The organism is Novosphingobium sp. 63-713 (genome assembly GCF_001898925.1).
Classification (GTDB): Bacteria; Pseudomonadota; Alphaproteobacteria; order Sphingomonadales; family Sphingomonadaceae; genus Novosphingobium.
In genome coordinates this window covers 456,448-478,713 of the sequence record NZ_MKVS01000005.1, presented here as the reverse complement: position 1 = coordinate 478,713, position 22,266 = coordinate 456,448, and the positions used below count along the sequence as shown (strand labels likewise).

18 protein-coding genes are annotated in these 22,266 nt (G+C 64.4%); 7 read left to right on the top strand and 11 right to left on the bottom strand.

The window, feature by feature from the left end; genetic code table 11:
- Window positions 1-5 precede the first annotated feature (5 nt).
- Window positions 6-968: a hypothetical protein gene (locus BGP00_RS03075; RefSeq protein ID WP_292921886.1), complete on the top strand. Its 963-nt coding sequence runs from the start codon at window positions 6-8 to the stop codon at window positions 966-968.
- On the opposite strand, the gene BGP00_RS03070 is transcribed toward BGP00_RS03075, so the two are convergent.
- The 4 genes from BGP00_RS03070 to BGP00_RS03055 are packed head-to-tail and all read right to left on the bottom strand — an operon-like array spanning window position 955 to window position 4,628.
- Window positions 955-1,584: an isochorismatase family protein gene (locus BGP00_RS03070; RefSeq protein WP_292921885.1), complete on the bottom strand. Its 630-nt coding sequence runs from the start codon at window positions 1,582-1,584 to the stop codon at window positions 955-957. The two genes, BGP00_RS03075 and BGP00_RS03070, sit on opposite strands and share 14 nt — an antisense overlap.
- Entirely contained in the window at window positions 1,581-2,204 is a 624-nt protein-coding gene (gene leuD, locus BGP00_RS03065; protein WP_168601482.1) for a 3-isopropylmalate dehydratase small subunit, read from the bottom strand. The genes BGP00_RS03070 and leuD overlap by 4 nt, the downstream gene beginning before the upstream one ends.
- Window positions 2,201-3,625: a 3-isopropylmalate dehydratase large subunit gene (gene leuC, locus BGP00_RS03060; protein ID WP_292921884.1), complete on the bottom strand. Its 1,425-nt coding sequence runs from the start codon at window positions 3,623-3,625 to the stop codon at window positions 2,201-2,203. The genes leuD and leuC overlap by 4 nt, the downstream gene beginning before the upstream one ends.
- A 10-nt stretch (window positions 3,626-3,635) precedes the next feature.
- Window positions 3,636-4,628, bottom strand: a complete 993-nt coding sequence (locus tag BGP00_RS03055; RefSeq protein ID WP_168601484.1) for an alpha/beta hydrolase — start codon at window positions 4,626-4,628, stop codon at window positions 3,636-3,638.
- A gap of 238 nt (window positions 4,629-4,866) precedes the next feature.
- Between BGP00_RS03055 and BGP00_RS03050 the strand changes: the two genes are divergently transcribed.
- From BGP00_RS03050 to BGP00_RS03035, 4 genes are all read left to right on the top strand, one after another.
- Window positions 4,867-6,321 carry an FAD-dependent oxidoreductase gene (locus BGP00_RS03050; RefSeq protein WP_292921883.1) on the top strand — a complete coding sequence of 485 codons (1,455 nt, stop codon included), beginning with the start codon at window positions 4,867-4,869 and terminating at the stop codon, window positions 6,319-6,321.
- Between the two features lie 101 nt (window positions 6,322-6,422).
- Window positions 6,423-7,349, top strand: a complete 927-nt coding sequence (locus BGP00_RS03045) for a polysaccharide deacetylase family protein (RefSeq protein ID WP_292921882.1) — start codon at window positions 6,423-6,425, stop codon at window positions 7,347-7,349.
- Window positions 7,346-8,497, top strand: coding sequence for an FAD-dependent monooxygenase (locus tag BGP00_RS03040; protein WP_168601487.1), 1,152 nt, complete (start codon window positions 7,346-7,348; stop codon window positions 8,495-8,497). Before BGP00_RS03045 ends, BGP00_RS03040 begins: the two co-directional genes overlap by 4 nt.
- Window positions 8,494-9,996 carry an aldehyde dehydrogenase family protein gene (locus BGP00_RS03035; protein ID WP_292921881.1) on the top strand — a complete coding sequence of 501 codons (1,503 nt, stop codon included), beginning with the start codon at window positions 8,494-8,496 and terminating at the stop codon, window positions 9,994-9,996. The genes BGP00_RS03040 and BGP00_RS03035 overlap by 4 nt, the downstream gene beginning before the upstream one ends.
- A gap of 34 nt (window positions 9,997-10,030) precedes the next feature.
- On the opposite strand, the gene BGP00_RS03030 is transcribed toward BGP00_RS03035, so the two are convergent.
- The 5 genes from BGP00_RS03030 to BGP00_RS03010 all read right to left on the bottom strand — a co-directional run bounded on the left by BGP00_RS03030 (window position 10,031) and on the right by BGP00_RS03010 (window position 16,907).
- A complete protein-coding gene (locus BGP00_RS03030; RefSeq protein ID WP_168601488.1) occupies window positions 10,031-10,825 on the bottom strand; it encodes an IclR family transcriptional regulator C-terminal domain-containing protein in 795 nt (264 codons plus the stop codon).
- Window positions 10,826-10,938: 113 nt separating this feature from the next.
- Complete coding sequence (locus BGP00_RS03025; RefSeq protein ID WP_292921880.1) at window positions 10,939-12,060, bottom strand: zinc-binding dehydrogenase; 1,122 nt, start codon at window positions 12,058-12,060, stop codon at window positions 10,939-10,941.
- A 4-nt stretch (window positions 12,061-12,064) separates the two neighbouring features.
- Entirely contained in the window at window positions 12,065-12,919 is an 855-nt protein-coding gene (locus BGP00_RS03020; RefSeq protein WP_292921879.1) for an isocitrate lyase/PEP mutase family protein, read from the bottom strand.
- A gap of 60 nt (window positions 12,920-12,979) precedes the next feature.
- Window positions 12,980-14,842: a hydantoinase B/oxoprolinase family protein gene (locus tag BGP00_RS03015; RefSeq protein WP_292921878.1), complete on the bottom strand. Its 1,863-nt coding sequence runs from the start codon at window positions 14,840-14,842 to the stop codon at window positions 12,980-12,982.
- A 16-nt stretch (window positions 14,843-14,858) separates the two neighbouring features.
- Complete coding sequence (locus BGP00_RS03010; protein WP_292921877.1) at window positions 14,859-16,907, bottom strand: hydantoinase/oxoprolinase family protein; 2,049 nt, start codon at window positions 16,905-16,907, stop codon at window positions 14,859-14,861.
- 260 nt (window positions 16,908-17,167) lie between these two features.
- On the opposite strand from BGP00_RS03010, the gene BGP00_RS03005 reads away from it, so the two are divergent.
- Together BGP00_RS03005 and BGP00_RS03000 are read left to right on the top strand one after the other, a co-directional pair.
- Window positions 17,168-18,673 (top strand): aldehyde dehydrogenase family protein, encoded by a 1,506-nt coding sequence (locus tag BGP00_RS03005; RefSeq protein ID WP_292921876.1) that lies wholly within the window; start codon window positions 17,168-17,170, stop codon window positions 18,671-18,673.
- Between the two features lie 109 nt (window positions 18,674-18,782).
- Window positions 18,783-19,997 (top strand): alpha/beta hydrolase-fold protein, encoded by a 1,215-nt coding sequence (locus BGP00_RS03000; protein WP_292921875.1) that lies wholly within the window; start codon window positions 18,783-18,785, stop codon window positions 19,995-19,997.
- A gap of 18 nt (window positions 19,998-20,015) precedes the next feature.
- Here the strand turns inward: BGP00_RS03000 and BGP00_RS02995 are convergent, their stop codons facing one another.
- Window positions 20,016-21,371, bottom strand: a complete 1,356-nt coding sequence (locus BGP00_RS02995; protein ID WP_292921874.1) for an MFS transporter — start codon at window positions 21,369-21,371, stop codon at window positions 20,016-20,018.
- Complete coding sequence (locus BGP00_RS02990; RefSeq protein ID WP_292921873.1) at window positions 21,368-22,237, bottom strand: alpha/beta fold hydrolase; 870 nt, start codon at window positions 22,235-22,237, stop codon at window positions 21,368-21,370. Before BGP00_RS02990 ends, BGP00_RS02995 begins: the two co-directional genes overlap by 4 nt.
- Between the last annotated feature and the right edge of the window lie 29 nt (window positions 22,238-22,266).

Genomic DNA, 22,266 nt, shown 5'->3' with positions numbered 1-22,266 from the left:
GGCCCATGATCGCACTGGACAATGGTTTCGAGGAAGTGGTGGCCATCGTGGCCGATGCCGGGGCAAGCGCGGCAAGGCTCTACGCGGCGACGGGCTTTGTGCCTGTGGCGCAGGGGCCGGTCGATGACGGGGCCATGGCGCTGATGGGCCTGACGGGCGCGGCGCGGGAGGTGCTGATCGGGCATCCCGGCGTGGCGCGCGGTCGCATCCGGTTGATCCAGATCGACGGCCCGGTGGCGGACCTTAACCGCGAGGGCGGGCAGGCGTGGGATCCGGGCGGGATATTCGACATCAACCTGCGCGCCCTGCCCAATATCGAGGCTTTGCAGCGCGCGCTGGTGGCGCAGGGCTTCGTCGCCCATGCCCCGATCACCGATTGGGATTTCGGCCCGCTGGCCGTGCGCGAGGTGGTGAGCAGCGATGCCGATGGTCTGTGCGTCGCGCTGATGGAGCGGGTGCGGCCCCCGCTGCAGGGCTATGACGGCGTGTCCGGCCCGGCCAGCTTTGTGTTCAATTCCACCCAGGTCGTGCCCGATTTCGAGGCGGCGCGGCATCTCTATCGCGATTGCTTCGGATGGTTGCCGGTGCAGGAAACGCAAGGCATGGCGGCGCAGGACAGCGGGGCAAACTGCATGGGCCTGCCCGAGGGGATCGCCGCGCAGATCCCGATGCGGATCGGCATCTATCACCCCGAAGGGCGGATGGAGGGTTCGGTCGAGATCATCGAATATGGCGTGCGCGGCCATGATTTCTCGGACCGCGAACCGCCCCTGCGCGGCTGGACCGCCCTGCGCTTTCCGGTGACGGATCTGGAGGAATTCATCGAGCGGGCGGCGCAGGGCGGGTGTCGGATCATTGGCCCGGTGGCGGCGCAATGGGCGCCCCACCCGGCCGGAATGGCCGCCGCCGCGATCACCCCATGGGGCGCGCGGCTGGAGGCTTTTCAATCGGGGGTCAAAGACCGCTGAGATAGGCGATGGCTTCGGCCTCGTTGATGACATCGGCATATTTGGCGTTCATGTCGAAGAGATTGGCATCATGCGGGCCGGAATGCCGGTCGCCGCAGCCGTCGGCAATGACGGCGGTCTTGAACCCATGGCTCATCGCATCGACGCAGGAGGCGCGCACGCAGCCGCTGGTCGAAAGGCCGGTGAGCAGAACGCTGTCCACGCCCATGGCCGTCAGCGTACTGGCAAGGGACGTGCCGAAAAAGGCGCTGGGATATTGCTTGGGGATGACCAGTTCGTCCTCAAAAGGTTCAAGCCCCGGCCCCCACTCGGCCATCGGATGGCCCTTGACGAAATAGCGCAAGGGCGCGGCCTTTTCAAAGAAGCGCCCGCCATCCACGCCGCTCGCATGATATTGCACGCAGGTCAGGATCACCGGAACCCCGGCCTTGCGCGCCACTTCGCGCACGCGCAGCGCGCTCTCGATGGCGTCATACACAGGCTGGCCGCAATAGAGGTCGCAGTCGGGTTCGAAATAGGCGCGGCAGAAGTCGATCATCACCAGCGCGGGCTTTTTGCCGAAGCCGACGCGGGTGTTATAGGCGCGCTTGTAGTTTTCGAGCAGATCGTCGCTCATGATGCATCATCCTCGGCATAGAGCCACGGCGCGCTGGCCTTTTGGCGTGTTTCAAATTCGGCGATCGCGCCGGAATATTGGTGCAGCAGGACGGCAGTCTCGTCCCAGCCGTTGAGCAGGGCCAGCTTGCGTTCGGGTGCGATGTCAAAGGCAAAGGCGCGGTTGCCCACGGTCAGGCTCTGCGTCTCCAGATCGACGGCGAAACTCTGCTCGGTCTGGGCCGCGACCATCAGTTCGGCCACCGTGTCGGCGGGCAGGGTGATGGGCAGAATGCCGTTGCGCTGGCAATTGGAATGAAAGATCTCGCCAAAGCCCGCCGCGATGATGCAGCGCACGCCAAGCCCCGCAATCGCCCAGACCGCCTGTTCGCGGCTGGAGCCGGAGCCGAAATTGGCCCCCGCGACGATGAAAGGCGCGGCGTTGAAGGGCGCGCGGTTGAGCACGTAATCGGGGATTTCCGCGCCATCGGCATCAAACCGGCGATCATGAAACGCATAGCGGCCCAACCCCGCCTTGGCGGTGATCAGCAGAAAGCGCGCGGGGAAGATGATGTCGGTGTCGATATTTTCTTCGGGCATCGGCGCGGCCTTGCCCGACAGGGTGGTGAAAGGCTGGCTCATGCCGCAAACTCCCTTATATCGGCGATATGGCCCGCGATGGCGGCGGCGGCGGCCATGGCCGGGCTCATCAGATGGGTGCGCCCGCCCGGACCCTGACGGCCCTCGAAATTGCGGTTGCTGGTGCTGGCGCAGCGTTCGCCCGGCTTGAGGCGGTCATCGTTCATCGCCACGCACATCGAGCAGCCCGCCAGCCGCCATTCAAACCCCGCCTCGATCAGGATGCGGTCCAGCCCCTCGGCCTCGGCGGCGGCGCGGGTGGCCGCCGAGCCCGGCACGACGATGGCCTTGATGCCCGGCGCGACCTTGCGGCCCTTGGCCACGGCGGCGGCGGCGCGGATGTCCTCGATCCGGCCGTTGGTGCACGATCCGATGAAGGCATGGGTGATGGCAATGTCGGTCAGGCTCTGGCCCGGCGTCAGGCCCATATAGGCCAGCGCCTTTTCCGCCTGTCGCCGCTCCGGCCCTTCGGCCAGTTGCACGGGATCGGGCAGAGCTGCATCGACGGGCAGCGTCTGGTCGGGTGTCGTGCCCCAGCTCACCTGCGGCACCAGCAAGGCCACATCGACCTCGATCACGCGATCATAGGCGGCATCGGCATCGCTGGCCAAATCGCGCCAAGCGGCCACGGCCTGATCCCACAGCGCGCCCTTGGGGGCCAGACGGCGGCCCTTGAGGAAGGCGAAGGTCACATCATCCGGCGCGACCAGACCCACGCGGCTTCCCGCCTCGATCATCATGTTGCACAAGGTCATGCGCTCGGCCATGCTCATGGCGCGCACGGCCGGGCCGGTGAATTCCACCGCATGGCCCGCCGCGCCATCCGCGCCGATCCGGGCGATGATGGCAAGGGCAATGTCCTTGGCAAAGACCAGCGGATGGCGCGTACCCGTAAGCTCGATCCGCATCGTCCTGGCCCGCTTCTGACGCAGGCATTGCGCGGCCATCACCGTGCCCTGTTCCGATGCGCCAATGCCAAAGGCCAGCGCGCCAAAGGCGCCATGCGTGGTCGTATGGCTGTCGCCGCAGACGATAGTGGTGCCGGGCAGGGTGAAGCCGCTTTCCGGGCCGATCACATGGACGATGCCCTGTTCGGCTCCGTCGAGATCCGCATAGGGCACGGCAAAATCGCGGACATTGGTTTCCAGCTCGGCAATCTGGGATGCGGCCTGCGCGTCCTCGATCGTGCCATGGCGGATACCGTCGGCGCGCGGGCTTCGCGTGGGCACGGCATGGTCGGCCACGGCGATATGCGTTTGCGGGCGGCGCAATTGGCGGTCCGCCTCGCGCATGGCGACAAAGGCCTGCGGGCTGGACACCTCATGCAGGATCTGGCGGTCGATATAGAGCAGCGTCTCGCCGCCGGGCAGTTCGGCCACGGCATGGGCGTTCCACAGCTTTTCATAAAGCGTGTAGGCGGTCATGGATGAAAACTCAAAGTTTGGGGGTGCCAGCCTCGACATAGGCGGCGATCAGTTGGGCAAAGCGGTCGCCCACCTCAAGCGGGGGATAATGGCCGACATCGGGCATCAGCACGCGGCTGATCGTGGCGTTGGAAAGATATCGCGCGATATGGTTGGCTGCGATTTCCGGCAAGAGCGGATCGGCCGCGCCCCAGATCAGGAACGTGGGCGCCTTGACCTTGGCCATCTCGACCGTGGCCTGCTTACCATCGCCAATGCGCGCGACCAGCGCGATAGGGTATTTTTCCGGCGTGCGGCGGTTGAAATCGTAATATTCATCGCGGGTTTTCTTGCTGATCCGCTTGGCGTCGCCCGCGAAAAAGCCCAGATAATCGTCCCAGTAGGGGCGGTCGTTATAGCCACCATTGGCCTTGGCGCGGGCGATTCCGTCAACGAAGCTCTTGGGCATCACCAGATGGCTGGTATCGACCGGATCGCTGGGTGTGTTCGACAGGATCAGCCGCTCGACCAGTTCGGGGCGTTTGGCGGCCAGATACATGCCCATCGTGCCGCCGCTCGACACGCCCACGAAGGTTACCTTTTTCACATGCAGCGCATCGAGCAGCCCTTCGGCAATCTCGACCGGCTGGACATTCTGGGCGACTTCATCGGAAATCCGGCCCGACAGGCCATAGCCGGGAATGTCGAAACGGATGATGCGATAGCGCGATTTCAGCCGCGCGGTGACCACATCCCATGTGCGCAGCGTCGAAACCGAGCCATGGACCATATAGAGGACGGGCGCATTGCGCGGGCCTTCATCCTTGTAATGGACCTCGACGCCCTTGATCGTCATGAAGCGACTGGCCGGATCGCGGTATTTGGCGCGCAATTGTTCGACCGAGAGATAGGGATGGGCCGCCACCGCCGCAGGAGCAGGGGCGCTCTGCGCATGGGCGAGCGGCGAAACCATAGCGGCCGCCAGCATCGAGCCGACCAACAGAACCGGGCGCAGGCACTTCATCGCTTTCTCCACCATTTATAACAGCCGCGCGCCTTATCAGCGCGCGCAGGCTTTGCCACAAGGCGGCAGATACCCGACGGCACAGGCCCCCCTTTTGCATGGGCTATGATGATGGCAATCCGCGAGGATTTCCGAAACGGAAAGTGCGCTATCCGACAGGTGGTGATGGGCCGGGGGTGGATCGACAGGGCGGTGGCCAGAGTGTGCATTGCGGGCAGGCAGTTCTTGGAGTTTGAAGATGGGCGTTGACCGGCGCGGATTTACCTTTGGCCTTGGCATGGCGGGCCTGATGGCGGCCTCGCCCGCGATGGCGCGCGCGGCGGCCAAGGCGGCCAAGCCCGTAGCCCCGCGCGGCACCGATGTGATCGTGCTGGGCGCGGGGATTTCCGGCCTGAACTCGGCATGGCTGCTCGAACAGCAGGGGCTGAAAGTCACCGTGCTGGAGGGCCGCCAACGCGTGGGTGGGCGGATCATGACGCTGATGGATCAGCCCGGCTATCCCGAAATGGGCTTCAATTCCATGGCCGAAGGCTATGGGCGCGGCATTGACGCGGCGGCGCGTGCGGGCGTGGCGCTGGAGGAGGTGGGTGCGCGCTATCGCATCGGCGGGGCGCCGGGGCTGTATATCAACGGCAAGCTCTTGAGCCGCGAGGAATGGGCCAGGCATCCGGGCAACCCTTTCCCCGACGCGATGAAGACCTTCGTGCCCGCCGAACTGGTCAATGTCCTGATCGCCAAGAACACGCGGCTCAAAGACTGGAGCCAGTGGGCGGACGCGGCCAATGCCCCGCTCGACATCTCGCTTTACGAATGGCTCAAGGCGCAGGGCCTGTCGGATCAGGCGATCCATCTGGCCAATGACGTTTCGCCCTATTACGGCACCAATGCCTATGACGTTTCGGCGCTGATGCTGGAATATAACGACGGCTTTGTGAAGGCGCAGATCGCGGCGGGGATCAAGTCGCTGGCGGTCAAGGGCGGCAACCTCAACCTGCCCGTCGCCATGGCCAAGATGCTTAAAGGTGACCTGTTGCTGGGCAAGGAAGTGGTGGCGATCGAGACCACCGCCGCCAATGCCACCGTCACCTGCGCCGATGGTTCGGTCCATACGGCGGGCCGGGTCATTTCCTCGCTGCCTTTCTCGACCCTGCGCCATGTGCATGTGATGTCGGGCCTTTCGGGGGTTCAGGCGCGGGCCGTGGCCACCATGCCCTATCAGCCTTTGTCGATTGCTTTCCTGACCGCCACCGCGCCGTTCTGGGAAGAGGATAAGCAGGCGCCCGGCATGTGGACCGACGGCGTGACCGGCGTGGTGACGCCCCAGCGTTTCGGCGCAACGCCGGAGGAAATCACCGGCTTTACCGTGCAGGCGCGCGGCGCGATGGCCCATTACTGGGACGGCATGGGCAAGGAAGCGGCGATGGCCACGATCATCGCCGGGATCGAGGCGATCCGCCCCTCGACCAAGGGCAAATTGCGCGGCGCGGCCTATTTCAGCTGGATCGGCGAACGGTTCAACCAGGGCGACTGGGCCTATTTCAGCCCCGGACAGGTCGCGGGCGTGATGAGCGAGATCGGCAAGCCGGCGGGCCGCCTGCATTTCTGCGGCGAGCATACCGCGACCGGCGCGCGCGGATTGGAAGGCGCGCTGGAATCCTCCGAACGCGTCGCGCTGGAGGTCTTGTCGGCCTGATGCGCATTTGTTCGCATTGCGGAGACTCGGTGCTTGCCGATGGGCGCGGAGGCTCAATAATGTTTGTGTCGCACCATATTTTGCCAAGCGAGTAACGTCTCATGGACTATGATTACATTCCCCTTCCCGCCCGCCAGCCCCTGAAGTGGCCGAATGGCGCGCGGGTGGCGCTGATCCTGACCTTCAACCTTGAGACGTGGGATCTGACCAAGGACAGCGACAAGCCTTATTACGCGGGCGGCCCGGCGATCCTGCCGGATTCGCTGCCTGCCAACACGCCGGATTTCCCCAATTTCACCTGGCGCGAATATGGTCAGCGGGTTGGCATCTGGCGTCTCTATGATCTGTTCGACGAACTGGGCGTCAAGGCGAGCTGCACCACCAATGCCGTGACGTTTGAGCGGCGCAAGGCGATGACCGATGCTTGCCTTGAGCGCGGCTGGGAATTGCTGACGCATAATTGGGAACAGGGCGAACTGCTCACCTCCTTCGCGCATCAGCCGGAGAAGGAGCGCGACATCATCCTGCGCAGCCTTGACCAGTTCGAGAAATACACCGGCCGCAAGTCGAAGGGCTGGCTGTCGTCCTCGCTGCGCGGCACGATGCAGACGGCCGATATTCTGGCTGAATATGGCTGCAAATTCTACTGCGACATCATGAATGACGATCAGCCCTATCTGCTGAAGACGCCCAACGGGCCGATCGTCTCGGTGCCCTATTCGAACGAAATCAACGATTTCACTTTCATCACGCGCAAGAATTTCACCACGGACCAGTTCCGTGATGCGCTGATCGAGGAACTCGACGTGCTTTATGCCGAGGGTGCCAAGACCGGGCGGATCATGAATGTCGGCCTGCATCCGCATGTGTCGGGCCGCGCGCATCGCGTGCGTGCGCTGCGTGAATTCATCGAACATGCCAAGAGCCTGCCCGGCGTATGGTGGGCCACCCGCGAGGAAATCGCGGAGTGGTATCTGGAGAACCATGAATCGCACATCCCCGGCCAGCTTGAAGGCGGTGCAAAGTGAGCAAGCCGCAGACCATTCTGATTGTTGGCGGCGGCGTGGCGGGCATGACCGCCTCGGCCGCGCTGGCCCAGCAGGGTTTCAAGGTGACGCTGCTCGAATCCGCGCCCCAGTTCGGCGAAATCGGCGCGGGTCTGACGCTGACGCCCAACGCGATGAAGGGGCTGGATTTCATCGGCATCTGCGAGGAAGCCGCCGCCGTGGCCGTCGAACCCACCCGCCAGCGCATCCAGCACTGGCAGGATGGGCGCACGCTGGTGGCGTTTGACCGTTCGACCCAGCGCGAGAAATATGGCGCGCCCTATATCACCGTTCACCGCGCCGATCTGCATGGCGTGATGACGCGCGCAGCGGAGCGTGCCGGGGTGGAGATGATCGCCGGGGCGGCTGTCGTGTCCAGCGAGGGAACCACCGTGACGCTGGCCGACGGGCGGCAGTTCAGCGCCGATGTTCTGGTCGGTGCCGATGGCGTGAAAAGCGTTATCCGCCAGCGCTTTGGCGACGATGCCCCGCATTTCACTGGCCATGTCGCATGGCGCTGCCTTGTGCCGGTGACGCCGGAAATTCAGGATCTTTCCGACTTCCCCGGCATCATCATCGGCCCCGGCGCGATGATGAACCGCTATAATGTGCGCGGTTCGAAGGTGATGAATTTCGTCTTCTTCGCCCGGCAGGAAGGCTGGAATCAGGAAGGCTGGACCACGCCTGCCGATCCGGATGAATTGCAGGCGATCTATGGCCATTGGTGCGAGGATGCGCAGCGCCTGCTGAAGGCCGCAATTGCCCAGCCGCTGTTCAAATGGGCGATCAACGCGCGCAAGCCGATGCCGAGCTGGGTGCTGGACGGCAATGTCACGCTGATCGGCGATGCGGCCCATGCGATGACGCCTTTCCTGGGCCATGGCGCGGCCTGCGGGATCGAGGATGCGGTGGTGCTGGCCCGCGCGCTGGCCGCTTCGGATTCCGCTGCCGAGGGCCTTGCCCGCTATGAGAAGGCGCGCCACGAACGCGCAACCTTCATCCAGCAGGAATCGAATGCCAATGCCGACCGGATGCAGGGGCAGAACACCGATTTCTTCGGCCTTGAAGGCATGAAGGACGAGGAATCGCTCGGCCTGTTCCTATATGATCCTCGCACGGTGGAAGTATGAACGTTCTCCCCTTTGACGGCCACGCCATCGCCCCCGAAACCGCCGCCTTTCTGGGCCAGCAGCATCGGTTGCTGATCGACGGCGCATGGGTTGACGGCAGCGGCGAGCATGTCACACGCGATCCGGCCACTGGCCTCGAACTGGCCCGCTTCGCCACCGGCGGCGCGGCCGAGGTGGACGCCGCCGTGGCCGCCGCCCGCCGCGCCTTTCATGGCGCATGGGGGCGGATGACGGTTTCGGACCGCACCGCGATCCTGTTCCGCCTTGCCCGGATCATGGAGGCCAATGCGCAGCTTTTGACTGAGCTGGACATTGTCGACAATGGCATGCCCGGTTTCATCGCCGGGCTGACCACGGCCAATTGCGTCGAAATGGTCGATTATTACGCGGGCGCCGTGATGCGGATCGAGGGCACCACCACCGCCCCCCCGCGCCATATCGCCGCCGAGACCGAGGCGCTGACCTATACGCTGCGTGAGCCGGTGGGCGTTGCCGGGCTGATTGTGCCTTGGAACGTGCCGCTTTCGACCGCCATCCTGAAGCTGGCGCCTGCGCTGGCGGCGGGCTGCACCGTGGTGATGAAGCCGAGCGAGGAAACCCCGCTCTCGGTGCTGGCACTGGGGCAGATGATCCTGGATGCCGGGTTCCCGGCGGGCGTGGTCAATATCGTCAATGGTTTTGGCGGGGATTGCGGCGCGGCGCTGGCCGAGCATCCGGGCGTGGACAAGATCAGCTTCACCGGATCGACCGTGACCGGCAAGAAGATCGTGCAGGCCGCCTTGGGCAACCTCAAAAAGGTCAGTCTTGAACTGGGCGGCAAATCGCCGGTGGTGGTGATGCCGGACGCCGATCTGGCGCTGGCCGTGCCGGGCGTGGCGCTGGCGACCTTCTTCCTTCAGGGCCAGAACTGCATGGCGGGCACGCGCATCTTTGCGCATGAGGCGATCCATGACGCGCTGGTCGAGGGCGTGGCGGCCTTTGCGGCGGGTATGAAGCTGGGCCACGGGCTGGACCCGGCCACGATGCAGGGGCCGATGATCTCGGACGCGCATAGCGCCAAGGTGATGGGTTACATCGAGGCGGGCAAGGCGGCGGGGGCCACGCTGGTCTGCGGCGGGGACAAGCTGGACCGCCCCGGCAATTTCATTCCGCCCACGATCTTTGCCGATTGTCGGCCCGATATGTCGATCGTGCGCGATGAGATCTTTGGCCCGGTGATGGCGGTGCAGAAATTCGCCACCACCGATCTGGACGAAATTGCCGAGCTTGCCAATGACACGCCCTTCGGCCTGTCGGGCAGCGTGTGGACGCGCGATCTGTCGACCGCGCATCGCATGGTCAAGCGCATCCGCGCAGGCCATGTCTCGATCAATTGCCACGGCGCGGTGGGCACCAACATCCCGTTCGGCGGCTTTGGCCAGTCGGGATGGGGCCGCGAATTTGGCCGGGAAGGGCTGGACGCCTATCTCGAAACCAAGGCCGTAACAGCCCGGCTGTAACACGAAAGGGGCGGGGAAATTCCCGCCCCTTTTTTTATGCGCTGCCTACGGGTGCGCCATTCGACAGATCGTGGCTGATCGCCGCAGCAGTGGCCTTCAGATCATCGAGATAGCGTTCGAGCGCGGTCGAAAGCTTCATCGCGGCCACGAAAAAGGCCAGCGTGATCGCCGCCTCGAAATGGCCGTTGCGGAACACCGGCACCGCGATGGACGATGTCTTGCCCGGCGTCAGATTGTGGTGATTGCGGCCCTGCACCGCATAGCCGTCGGCGCGGATGCGTTCGACATCAAGGCCAACCTCAGCGGTCGCCAGATAGTTGAGGTCGATATCCTGCGACACGCGCATGAAGCGCAGGATCATTTCGCGATCCTCGTCATCGGCAAAGGCCATCGACACCTTGCCCGAGGCGCTGTCCAGAATGGGCAGCGTAAAGCCGGGATAGTAATGTTCAAAAGTCAGCGAGGAATTGGCATGGGTGGAATCGCGCAGCATCATGTCGCGCCCCACCCGGATCGCCACCGACACCGGCCAACCCACCCGCCGCGTCAGCGCCACGATATGCGGACGCGCGATACGCACCAGTTCATCGTCATGCTGAAAACCGGTGGCCAGCGTCTGGACCAGCGCGGTGGCGCGGTAACGCTTGCGTGCCGGCTCCTGCTCGATCAGGCCCTCATACAGCAGCGTCTGCACGATGCGGCAGGCGGTGGGATAGGGGACCTGGCTCGCCTTCGCGATTTCCATCATCGAAAGCGAGCCGTGACGATTGATGGCTTTCAGCGCGGCGATTGACCGCGTGATCGACCGAATGGGAACACCCTTTTCCATGACCGTTTCTCCCGTGAAACTCTATTGTCGTGAGAGTGTCAGGAGATTGTCATTTTTCCGAAAAGGACGCCAGTTTATCCGACAGGCGGATACGCATTCTGGCGTATATCCATTTAACCGCCGGGAATGACCACCTGCCGGATGGCTGCGCCGCTGGCCAATTTGTCCATCAAAGCGTTGATTTCCGACAGCGGGCTGATCGAGGTCAGCAGCTTTTCCACCGGCAGACGGCCTGCGCGCCAAAGAGCGATGTAGCGCGGAATATCGCGCGAAGGGATCGAGGAACCCATGTAGCTGCCCATTAATGTCTTGCCGTCGGCGACCAACGAAAGCGCGTTGATCGACAGCGACTCGGACGGATTGGGCAGGCCGACTGTCACGATCCGCCCCCCACGCCGCGCAGCCTGATAGGCCGTGGCCAGCACGGCGGCCTTGCCCACGGTTTCGACGACCACATCGGCGCCGCGCGCGGCTTCTTCCTCACCCGGGGCAAAGGCGCCCGCCGCGCCCAGTTCAAGCGCCAGCGCGCGCTTTTCCGCGCTGGGGTCAACCGCATAGACCGGCTGCGCGCCGGACGCCAAAGCGCCCAGCAGCGCGGCAAGGCCCACTCCGCCAAGGCCATAGATCAGCACGCTTTCGCCGGGGCGGACGGCGGCCGTGTTCATCACCGCGCCCACCCCCGTCAGCACCGCGCAGCCGAACAGCGCGGCGGTTTCGGCCGGAATGTCGGCGTCCACCTTCACCACGCTGCGCCGGTCCACGACGGCATGGCTGGCAAAGGCCGAGACGCCCAGATGATGGTGGACATGCGCGCCATCACACGACAGGCGATGGCCCCCGCGCATCAATTCGCCCCGCCCGTTGGCCGCCGCGCCATTGGGGCAGAGGTAGCCCTCGCCCGACTGGCACGCGACGCATTGGCCGCAGGAAGGCAGGAACACCAGCACCACCCGGTCGCCCAAGGCAATGTCCCGTTCATTGGGATCGCCAAGGGCCAGCACCGTCGCCGCCGCCTCATGCCCCAGCGCCATCGGCATCGGGCGGGGGCGATCCCCGTTGATGACCGACAGATCCGAATGGCACAGGCCCGCCGCATCAATCCGCACCAGCAATTCGCCGGGCAATGGATCAGCCAGTTCGACCGATTTCACATCCAGCGGCTTGCCCGTGCCATAGGGGGCGGGGTTGTTGCCGCTCTGGTTGAGCACAGCGGCGGTGATGGTGCGAGTGTTCATGGTCTTACTTCGCCCACTTCTTTTCAAAATCCCAGACTTCGTTAAAGCCGATCAGGCCGCAGAATTCCTTGAAATTGAAAATGCCTTCCGGCTCGCCGATGCCATGATCCTTGAGATCGCGCAGGCACTTTTCCATGGCCGTGGCCGCCACCAGCGAGGTCAGCGAGGGATAGATGGCATAGGCATAGCCGATCTCTTCCAGAACGCTGGCATTGGGGATGGGGGTCGAACCGCCATTGGCCATATTGGCCATCACCGGCTTTTCAAACAGCGAGCAGGCCTTGGCCATTTCCTCTTCGCTTTCCAGCGCTTCGGGGAAGATGATATGGGCGCCGGCCTTGTCATAGGCCTCCATGCGGCGCATCAGGGCGTCGAAACCTTCGCTCTGGCGCGCATCGCTGCGGGCGATGATGAGGAAGTCCTCGCTCTCTCGCGCGTCCACCGCCACCTTGATCTTGTCGACCATATCCTCGACCGGGATGCAGCGGCGGAAGGGGGTGTGGCCGCACTTCTTGGGGAATTCCTGATCTTCAAGCTGGATGCAGGTGACGCCCGCCGCCTCATAGCCCTTGACCGTGTGATGCACATTGAGCAGCCCGCCATAGCCGGTGTCGCCATCGGCAATCACCGCGCTGTTGCTGGTGCGCACCAGCGTGGTCATGCGGTTGAGCATTTCGGTATAGGTGGCGATGCCCGCGTCGGGCAGGCCCCATGCGCTGGCCGTCAGCCAGTAGCCGGTGCCATAGACGATGTCGAAGCCCACCTTGTTGGCGATGGCCGCCGTGATCATGTCCTGAATGCCGGGCACGACAAAGAATTTGCCGCTTTCCAGCTTTTGGCGAAGGATGGGATTGGCCATGATGTTCTTCCTGCGATTGTTGCGGCCCCGAAAGCGGACGCCTTCGGGGCCGGATAGGTTTTAGGCGACGGTGGCCCACTTGGGCGCCTGCGGCGCGGGCAGGCCGGTTTCGGCCAGGCAATTGGCGCGCAGCGTTTCGAGGTCCGGGCCAAAGTTGAAGGTTTCGATGGGGCCGCGCTCGGCGCGCATTTTGGCGCGCAGAGCCTCGGTGGCGGCGGCATCCACCGCACCATCGACCAGCACCACGCCATAACGCAGCGCGCCCTTCTCGGTCACCAGCCCCTGCGCCAGTTCCTTGGCGAGCAGCGCGGGATCGCGCTCCAGCGGGTCACCCCAGCCGCCGCCGCCCCAGGTGATGAAGTGCAGGCGATCGCCCGCCTCGACCGGATAATCCTCCAGCTTGTTGCCGACGACGATCTCGGTGCCGTCCTTTTTGACCAGAACCTTGCGCGCGCGTGCGCCCGGTTCGCCGCCGTTCACACCCCATGGCGGCACGAACCAGCGGTCGTCATGGATGGCGATCACGCCGTCTTCAAGGAAGCGATAGACCATGTCGATGCCGTTGCCGCCGCGATGCAGACCGGCGCCGCCCGAATCCGCCACCGTTTCATAACGCTCGATGATCAGCGGGAAGTAGCGTTCGAGAAACTCGTTGGGCACGTTGGTGAAGCCGGGGAAGAGCGAATGCCCGTCCGGCCCGTCGCCCATCGGGCGGCCCGGAATGCCGCCAAAGCCGATCTGGAACAACTGGAACCACTTGCCCGCCTTGTCCGTGCCCGCATAGAAGAGGTGAGGCGACGACGAGAAGCCCGCAGCATTGAGGAATTCCGGCGTCTTTTGCCCCAGCAGACCGCCAAGGATGTCGAACAGGCGGCCCAGCACGTGGGTGCGGCCCGACAGCGCGGCGGGGAACTTGGGCTTGAGCAACGATCCTTCGGGGATGCGCACGTCAATGAGGTCGTAATAACCGTCGTTGAACAGGATCTGCGGATCGAAGACCATGATCATGTAGATGCCGAAGAACATGCGCATCATGTTCTCGTTGAGCAGCATGTTGATCGAGGCCTGCGACTGGGGATCGGTGCCGTCAAAGTCCAGCACGACCTTGCCGTCCTCGCGCCACATCGTGCATTTGATCTTGTAGGGGCCAAAGCCCATGCCATCGTCGCAGATGTAGTCCTCGAAGCTGACCTTGTCCTCGCCGATCGAGGTTTCAATGAGGTGCTTCATCGCGCGATAGTTGCGATCCAGCAGCAGGTCGGTGGCCGAGGTGAACATGTCGTCGCCAAAGCGCTCGGCCATTTCCACCACGCGGGCGGCGGCCACGCGGCACGAGGCGATCAGCGCGTTGAGGTCCGCCTTGCACCAGTCGGCCGTGCGGCTCTGATGCATGACCAGCTTGATGAGGTCCTCGTTATAGACGCCCTTCTTCCAGATCTTGACGGGCGGGATGCGCACGCCTTCCTGAAAGATCGACGTGGCGTGGATCGGCATCGATCCGGGCACCATGCCGCCGATGTCGCTCTGATGGCCGAACATCGAGGTATAGGCGATCAGGCGCCCGTCCTTGAACACGGGCAGCAGCACCAGCCAGTCGTTGCAGTGCGAGATCGCCCCGCCCACCGAATAGGGGTCGGACAGGAAGATCAGGTCGCCATCCTCAACCGTGCCGTCATAGCCTTCGAGGAAGGGGCCGATGTACGAGCCGAACTGGCCCACGATCATGCGGCCCTGATAGTCGGCGATCAGCGGGAAGGCGTCGCCCTGTTCGCGGATGCCGGGCGACATGGCGGTGCGCACCAGCGTGGCGTCCATTTCGATGCGGGCGTTGCGCAGGGCGTTTTCGATGATGTCCAGCGTGACCGGATCTACGGCCACGGTGGCAAAAGGCGTTTCATTGGCCTGAATGATCTGTGCGGGCATGTGCTTTGCCTCCTTCTCAGGCGAGGTTGATGAGGATGTTGCCGACGTGATCGACGGTGCCGTTGCAGCCCGCCTCGATCAGCGTGGTGGAGTCCATTTCGACGACGATGGCAGGGCCGGGGATGACATCGCCCGATTGCAGCAGCGCGCGGTCATAGATCGCGGCGGGCATCATCGCACCATCGGCCCAGAGTTCGTGGTCGCGGATCTTGGCGCGGTCCAGATTGCCGTCGGACTTGGGCAATTCGGGCGCGGGCAGATCGAGCGCAGGCCCCATGGCCACCGCGCGCAGGTTCACCAGCTCATGGGCCGAATCCATGTTGAAGGTGAAGAGACGCAGATGCTCGGCATCGAAACGGTCGGTGACGGCCTTGAGGCCATCGCGGCGCAGCGTTTCCGGGTCGATCGAGAGCGGCACTTCAAAGGCCTGCCCTTCATAGCGCACGTCCAGTTCGAACAGGCTGGTGATGTCGGCCTCGTTGATCCCTTCGGCCAGCAGTTCGGCGCGGGTCTGGCGGGCCATGTCGTCGAGCACGGCGATGACGTCCTCCTCGGCGGTGTCGGCCACGCGCTTGGAGAAGCTGCGCGCCGTTTCCGTGCGCATCCGCGTGGTGGCATCGCCCAGAGCGCAAAGCACGCCCGGCGAAACCGGCGAGACCGCAGGCCACGAACCCATCAGGCGCGCCACGGCGTTGACATGGAGCGGACCCGCCCCGCCAAAGCCCATCAGCGCGAAATCGCGCGGGTCATAGCCCTGCTGCACCGAGATCATGCGCAGCGCGCCGAACATATTCTCGTTCACAATGTCGATGATGCCGCGCGCGGCCTCCATCAACCCGATGCCCAGCGCGTCGGCAATGGTCTGCACCGCCTTCTTCGCGCCCTCGCGGTCCAACTGGAACGTGCCGCCCAGCAGGTTTTCGGGCAGATAGCCCAGCACCACATTGGCGTCGGTCACGGTCGGCAGCGTGCCGCCCTTCTGATAGGCGACCGGGCCGGGGACAGCGCCCGCCGACTGCGGACCCACGCGCAGAGCTTTGGTCAGTTCCGGCACATAGGCAATCGAGCCGCCGCCCGCGCCCACGGTCTTGACGTCCAGCGCCGAGGCGCGGACCTTCAAATGCCCCACTTCGGTGTCGCGCTGGCGGCGGGCCTCAAGCCCTTCGATCAGCGCAACGTCCGTGCTGGTGCCGCCCACGTCGAGCGTTAGGATATTCCTGATGCCCGAATTCTTGCCGACCCAGATCGCGCCGGTCACACCGCCCGCCGGACCCGACATCAGCAGCGAGACGGGATGCTCCTCCGACTTTTCCGAAGACATCAACCCGCCATCCGAACGCAGAAGCGAAAGCGATCCGGCCATGCCCGCCCCGCGCAGCTTGTCGCGCAGGTTGCGGACATAGCGGCGCATCACCGGGCGTACGCTGGCATTGGCAACGGTGGTCAGCGTGCGCTCATACTCCTGCATTTCGGGCAGGACTTCGTGGGACAGCGAGACGGGCACATCGGGCATGATCTCGGCGGCCAGTTCGCCCACGCGCTTTTCATGCGCGCCGTTGAGATAGGCGTTGACGAGGGAAACCGTCAGCGCCTGAACGCCCGCATCGCGCAATTGTGTCAGCGCCGCGCGGATTTCGGCATCGTCAATCGGGCTGATTTCCTTGCCGTCGGCATCCATGCGACCGGCGATTTCCAGCGTATCCTGCAGCGCGGCCAGCGGCTCGGGCTTGGGCCATACGATCCAGCCCGCCAGGCCGCCCGGCACAAAGGACCGCGCGATCTGCATCACCTGGCGATAGCCCTGCGTGGTGATCAGGCCGACGCGCGCGCCCTTGCCTTCCAGCACGGCATTGGTGGCCACCGTCGTGCCGTGCAGGAAGAATTCCACATCCGAAGGGCTGATCCCGGCCTTTTCGCAAATCGCGCTCACGCCGTTCAGGATGCCTTCCGAACTGTCATGCGGCGTCGAAGGCGTCTTGTGGCGCCAGAATTTGCCGCTGGTCTGGTCGAAAAGCAGGAGGTCGGTGAAGGTCCCTCCAACGTCTACACCCAATCGGTAGGTCATATTTTCCCCGGCTTCCTTTGGTTTCATGTGCCGGCGGCTGTTGGCCTGGGGCCTTGGCCTGCCGGTTCCAGATGCTCTAAGGCTGTGACGTGATCGTCAGCGCCAATGGGGTGAAGGCGTAACGCAATCGCCGCGCTTGGCCCGGCTTTGGGCGCGGACTATCCGCCAAGCGAATTTTTGCCCTCGCGCAGTGGTCATTCCCCCGGCCCATGGGCAGGTTCACAGCCAAGGCGGACGCGCCAATCATGGAGAAAGTACCGATGGCCCTTGATCTGAACACGCTGCGCAGCGATTCGCGCGAATTTCTGGCCCGGCGCGGCGCGGGCGAGGGCCTGTTTATCGCGGGGCGCTGGCGCAAGGCCGAAGGTGGGCGCACGCTGCCGACGCTCGACCCTGCCACCGGCGCGCGGACCGCCGAGATTGCTGCGGCCGGCACCGGTGATGTCGAGGCCGCCGTCGAGGCCGCCCGCGCGGCCCTGCCGCTCTGGCGCGCCACGGTACCGGTTGAGCGCGCGCGCATCCTCTGGAAGATCGCCGATCTGATCGAGGCGCATATTGACGAGCTGGCCGAGCTGGAAACGCTCGATCAGGGCAAGCCGCTCTATGTCGGGCGCTGGGCCGAAATTCCGGGTGCGGTCAATCAGTTCCGCTTCTTTGCCGGACAGGCGATGACCATCGAGGGCAATACGATCGAAAGCTCGATCAATTATCAGCCCGCAGGCAAGCAGATGCGGTCGTGGACCCTCCGCGAGGCGGTGGGCGTGGTGGCGGCCATCGTGCCGTGGAATTCGCCCTTGGTGCTGACCGCGATGAAGCTGGCTCCGGCGCTGGCGGCGGGCTGCACCATCGTGCTGAAACCGGCCGAGGACACCAGCCTGACCGCGCTGCGTCTGGCCGAACTGATGGCGGAGGCGGGTGTGCCTGCGGGTGTGCTCAATGTCGTGACCGGGCTGGGCAGCGAGACGGGCGCGGCGCTGGCCAATCATCCGGGCGTGGACAAGGTGGCCTTTACCGGTTCGACCGCCACGGGCCGGGCGATCCTTGATGCGGCCAAGACCAATTTCAAGCGCGTGACGCTGGAGCTTGGCGGCAAATCGCCCTCGATCGTGATGCCTGACGCTGATCTTGATCTGGCGATTCCGGGCGTGGCCAATGCGATCTTCTTCAACGCAGGACAGGTCTGCATCGCGGGCAGCCGCCTTTATGTCCACCGCTCGATCCACGATTCTGTGGTCGAGGGCGTCGCCAATTATGCCAAAAGCATCAAGATGGGCCATGGCCTGTTGCCCGATACGCAGATGGGGCCGGTCGTTTCGGCCCGCCATGCCGAGCGCGTCGAGGGCTTTCTGACCCGCGCCAAGGCGCAGGGCGCGACCATGCTGGCGGGCGGCGAACGCAGCGGCGAGGCGGGAACCTTCATCAGCCCCACCGTGGTTGTGGACGTAAAGCCCGATTTCGAAATCGTGCGCGAGGAGGTCTTCGGCCCGGTTCTGGTGGCGCAGCCCTATGACGATATTGAGGAAGTGGTCGCAGCCGCCAATGCCAGCGAATATGGCCTTGCCGCCAGCGTCTGGACCGAAAGCCTGAGCCACGCGCACCGCATGAGCAGCGACATTCGCGCCGGGACGGTGTGGATCAATTGCCATGCGATGTATGACGCCTCGCTGGCCATCGGCGGGGTCAAGGCTTCGGGTTGGGGCCGCGATTCGGGCAAGCAGGCGATGGACAATTATCTGGAATGGAAGACTGTCTGCGCGGTCGTGTGACGGGGGCGTATGAGATGATCTGCCCGATGGGCGGATAGGCGGGGGCGGGGCGTTGTGAAGTGGCCCCGCCGCGCCAGCTTTCCCTTTCCAGTCGAAAGGGAGACAATCCATGCGGGGCCGAAAAGCCAAACCGTTCAGCCGCCTGTTACCTATCCTGCTGTGCGCCGGGGCCGCGATGGCCGCCCCCGCCATGGCCCAGAACGCCTCCTGTCAAAAGCCGTGGTTCACCCCGCAGGCCCCGCCGGTGCAATCCTTCGAGGTGCTGCCCGATGGGCGCGTGACTTTCCGGCTCTGCGCGCCGCAGGCCCATGAAGTGCTGGCCACCAGTTCGGATGCGGGCGAGGTGATCCCGATGGGCTTTCCCGTGGGCACGCCGCAGGGGCTGGCCTTGACCCGCGATGATACCGGATTGTGGAGCGGGACGACCGCCAAGCCCTTCAAACCCGGTCCCTATCGCTATGCCTTCCGCGTCGATGGAATCCGCACCGCCGATCCCTATGCGCAGGCTTTTTCGCGCACCCGCTATGGCATAGAGGCGGTGCTTGAAGTGCCCGGCAGCCGGTTTCAGGCATGGGACGCGAGCCTGCCCCATGGCGCGGTGGCCAGCGTGGATTACTGGTCGGCTTCGCTGAAAAGCCGCCGGCGGGCGCATGTCTATACCCCTCCCGGCTATGAAAAGGGCGGCAATCAGCGCTATCCGGTGCTCTATCTGGTCCATGGCGCGGGCGACAATGATGAGAGCTGGACCGGGATCGGCCATGCGAACCAGATCCTCGACCGGATGATCGCGGCGGGCAAGGTCAAGCCGATGATCGTGGTCATGCCCGATGGCCATACGCCCGATGCGGCCCGCGCGATTGATTTCCACGCCCATGATTTTGGCGATGATCTGACCCGCGACCTGATCCCCCTGATCGACCGGACATATCGCACCACGCCGACCGCCGATGCGCGGGCCATGGCGGGCCTGTCGATGGGCGGTTCGCACACGATCCGTGAAGGGCTGACGCGCCCCGGCACTTTCCACTGGATCGGCATCTTCTCAATGGGCGTGGGCATCGGCAGCCAGACCGGCGTCGATCCCAAGCGGATCGAGGAATTCGCCACGGAGAACGCCGCCGCGCTCAAACAGGCGGGGCGCGATATGCATCTGGTCTATTTCGCGATGGGCAAGGAGGATTTCCTTTATGCCTCGGTCAAGCCCACCCGCGAGGTATTCGACCGTTTCGGCATTGCCCATGTCTATCATGAGAGCGAGGGCGGGCACACCTGGATGAACTGGCGCGATTATCTGGCCGATTTCGCGCCCCGCCTGTTCAAATAGGCCTGTTCAAATAGGCCTTCAGGCCGCCGCGCCCTTGCGCGCGGCGGCCATCTTGCCCTCGTCCAGATCATAGAGATAGAGAAACACCCCGTTTACCACGAACATGGCCGCCGGGATCACCGCATAGCCCATGGTCAGCGCCAGAATCGCGCTGGGCGGCTGGGTCACCAGCTTGCCGCCCATGGTCGGGATATAATGGGCCGCGCGCAAAAACACGCCCAGCACCGCCACGCCCAGCGCGAAACTGGCCTTTTCCAGCACGGCGGCGGTGGAGGAAAGCAGGCCCTCGCGCCCCATGCCGGTGATCGCCCGGTCATAGACCATCGTGTCGCCCAGCATCGAGATCGACATCAGGATCAGCGCCCCCGAACCAAAGCCCGAAGTGATGCCGCGCACAATCAACTCACCGTTGCCCGGCGCATGGGGCGCGGCCAGCCAGCTCAGGGCCGTGGCGCAGAAGATGAAGACGCCGATGAGATAGGTGCCCCGCTTGCCGATCTTCTTGCCGCTCCACACCCAGAGCGGCATGGAAAGCGCCGTGACGATATTCTGCACCGAGGTCAGCAGGATCTGTCCGCCATAGCCCACGCCCAGCACATTGAGCAGGAAGAGCAGCCCGCAGGAGCCGATGCTGGCAAAGGCGAGGAACTGAAACACCTTGGCGCCCAGCAAGAGCATATAGGGCCGGTTGCGCGTCATCAGCGCGATCTGGCGGGGCAGGGAAAGGGGCGGCGGGGCATCCGCATGGGCCTCCTCGGCATGGGTGGCCGGAACCGAGAGCACCGTGGCCGTCATCGCGCCAAAGATCACCAGCGCCATCACCAGCCCCATCGTGGCATAGGCCGCGCCGCCCGCGCCGCCCGCCTTGATGATCGCCGCCGTGCCCGCCGTGGCCAGCATTTGCCCGATCGAGACAAACACCGTGCGGAAGGAAAGCAGGCGGGTCCGCTCGGCAAAACCTTCGGTCAATTCGGCGGGCAGCGCCATATAGGGCACGGCAAAGAGCGAATAGGCGGTGGAATAGATCACCTGCGCCGCGATCATATAGGCGATCAGCGCGCCTTGCCCCAGCGCGGGCGGGGCAAACAGCATCAGGAACGAGGCCGCCGACAGGATCGCACCCACCAGCATGAACGGGCGGCGGCGGCCCCATTCGCTGCGGCTCTTGTCGCTCATCGAACCGATGATCATATCGACCACCGCATCATAGAGCTTGGCCCCCATCATCAGATAGCCCGCGATTTCGGGCGATTGGCCCAGCACCGTGGTCATGAAGGCGGGGTAATAGGCCGTGACCGCATTGAGCATGATCGACACGCCCACCGTGCCGATGCCAAAGCCGAGGCAGGTCTTCATGGGAAGGCGCGCGTTCATGCCTCTTCTCCTTTCAGGAAGGCGAGGATCGCGGCGGCCTTGGCCGCATCTCCGGGGGGCAGGGAGGCCGCGCGCCCATCAGACAGGATCTCCAGCGCGCGCGCCACCGAGGCATTGAGCAGCGCCAGTTCGGTTTCCGGCTTGAGCAAAAGCGTGGGCGCGGCGACCAAGGCCATCCGGTCAAAGGCGCGGTATTCAAAGGCCGCGATATAGGGCAATGAATAGGTGTCCCATGACTTGAGCACGTCCAGCGTGATGCGGTGCAGGATTTCGGGCGGCGGCATGGGCACGGACAGACGGTGTCCTGCGTCCTGCATGAAATGGGGAAAGAACAGCGCCTGATCGCGGCAGAAGTTGAAGGCCCAGATCAGATGGCGGCCATAGGCGTCGGGTTCGACGCGGGGCGCGTAATTCTCGATCACGGCTGCGCGCAATTCGTCATCATATTCGGTGATGCCGTCCAGCACCACGCGCCGCACCCGCTCCGGATAGGCCGCCGCCATTTCGCAGGCGATGCGCGCGCCGGTGTGGGTGCCGTAAACATCAACCTTGTCCATGCCCAGCGCGTCCAGCATCCGCACCATCGAGCCTGCGAAATAGGCGATATCGGGATGGTCGGGCGCGGGGGCGGCGCTGTCGCCATTGCCCAGCGTGTCGGGCGCCAGAATCGGCCCCTCATGCCCTGCCGCGCGCAACGCCTGCATCAAAGGCTGGCTGAACCATCCCGAGGCGGGCGAGGCATGGAGCAGCAGCAGCGGCGTGCCGCTTCCCTCCATCCGGCGCAGGTGGATCTGTCCTTCATCGATGGTGACGAAGGCTCTGGTGATAATGGGGTGGGTGATGACGGGGGGATCGATCAGGCTCATGGACAGCGAAGCTAACCCGGCGTGGCGCG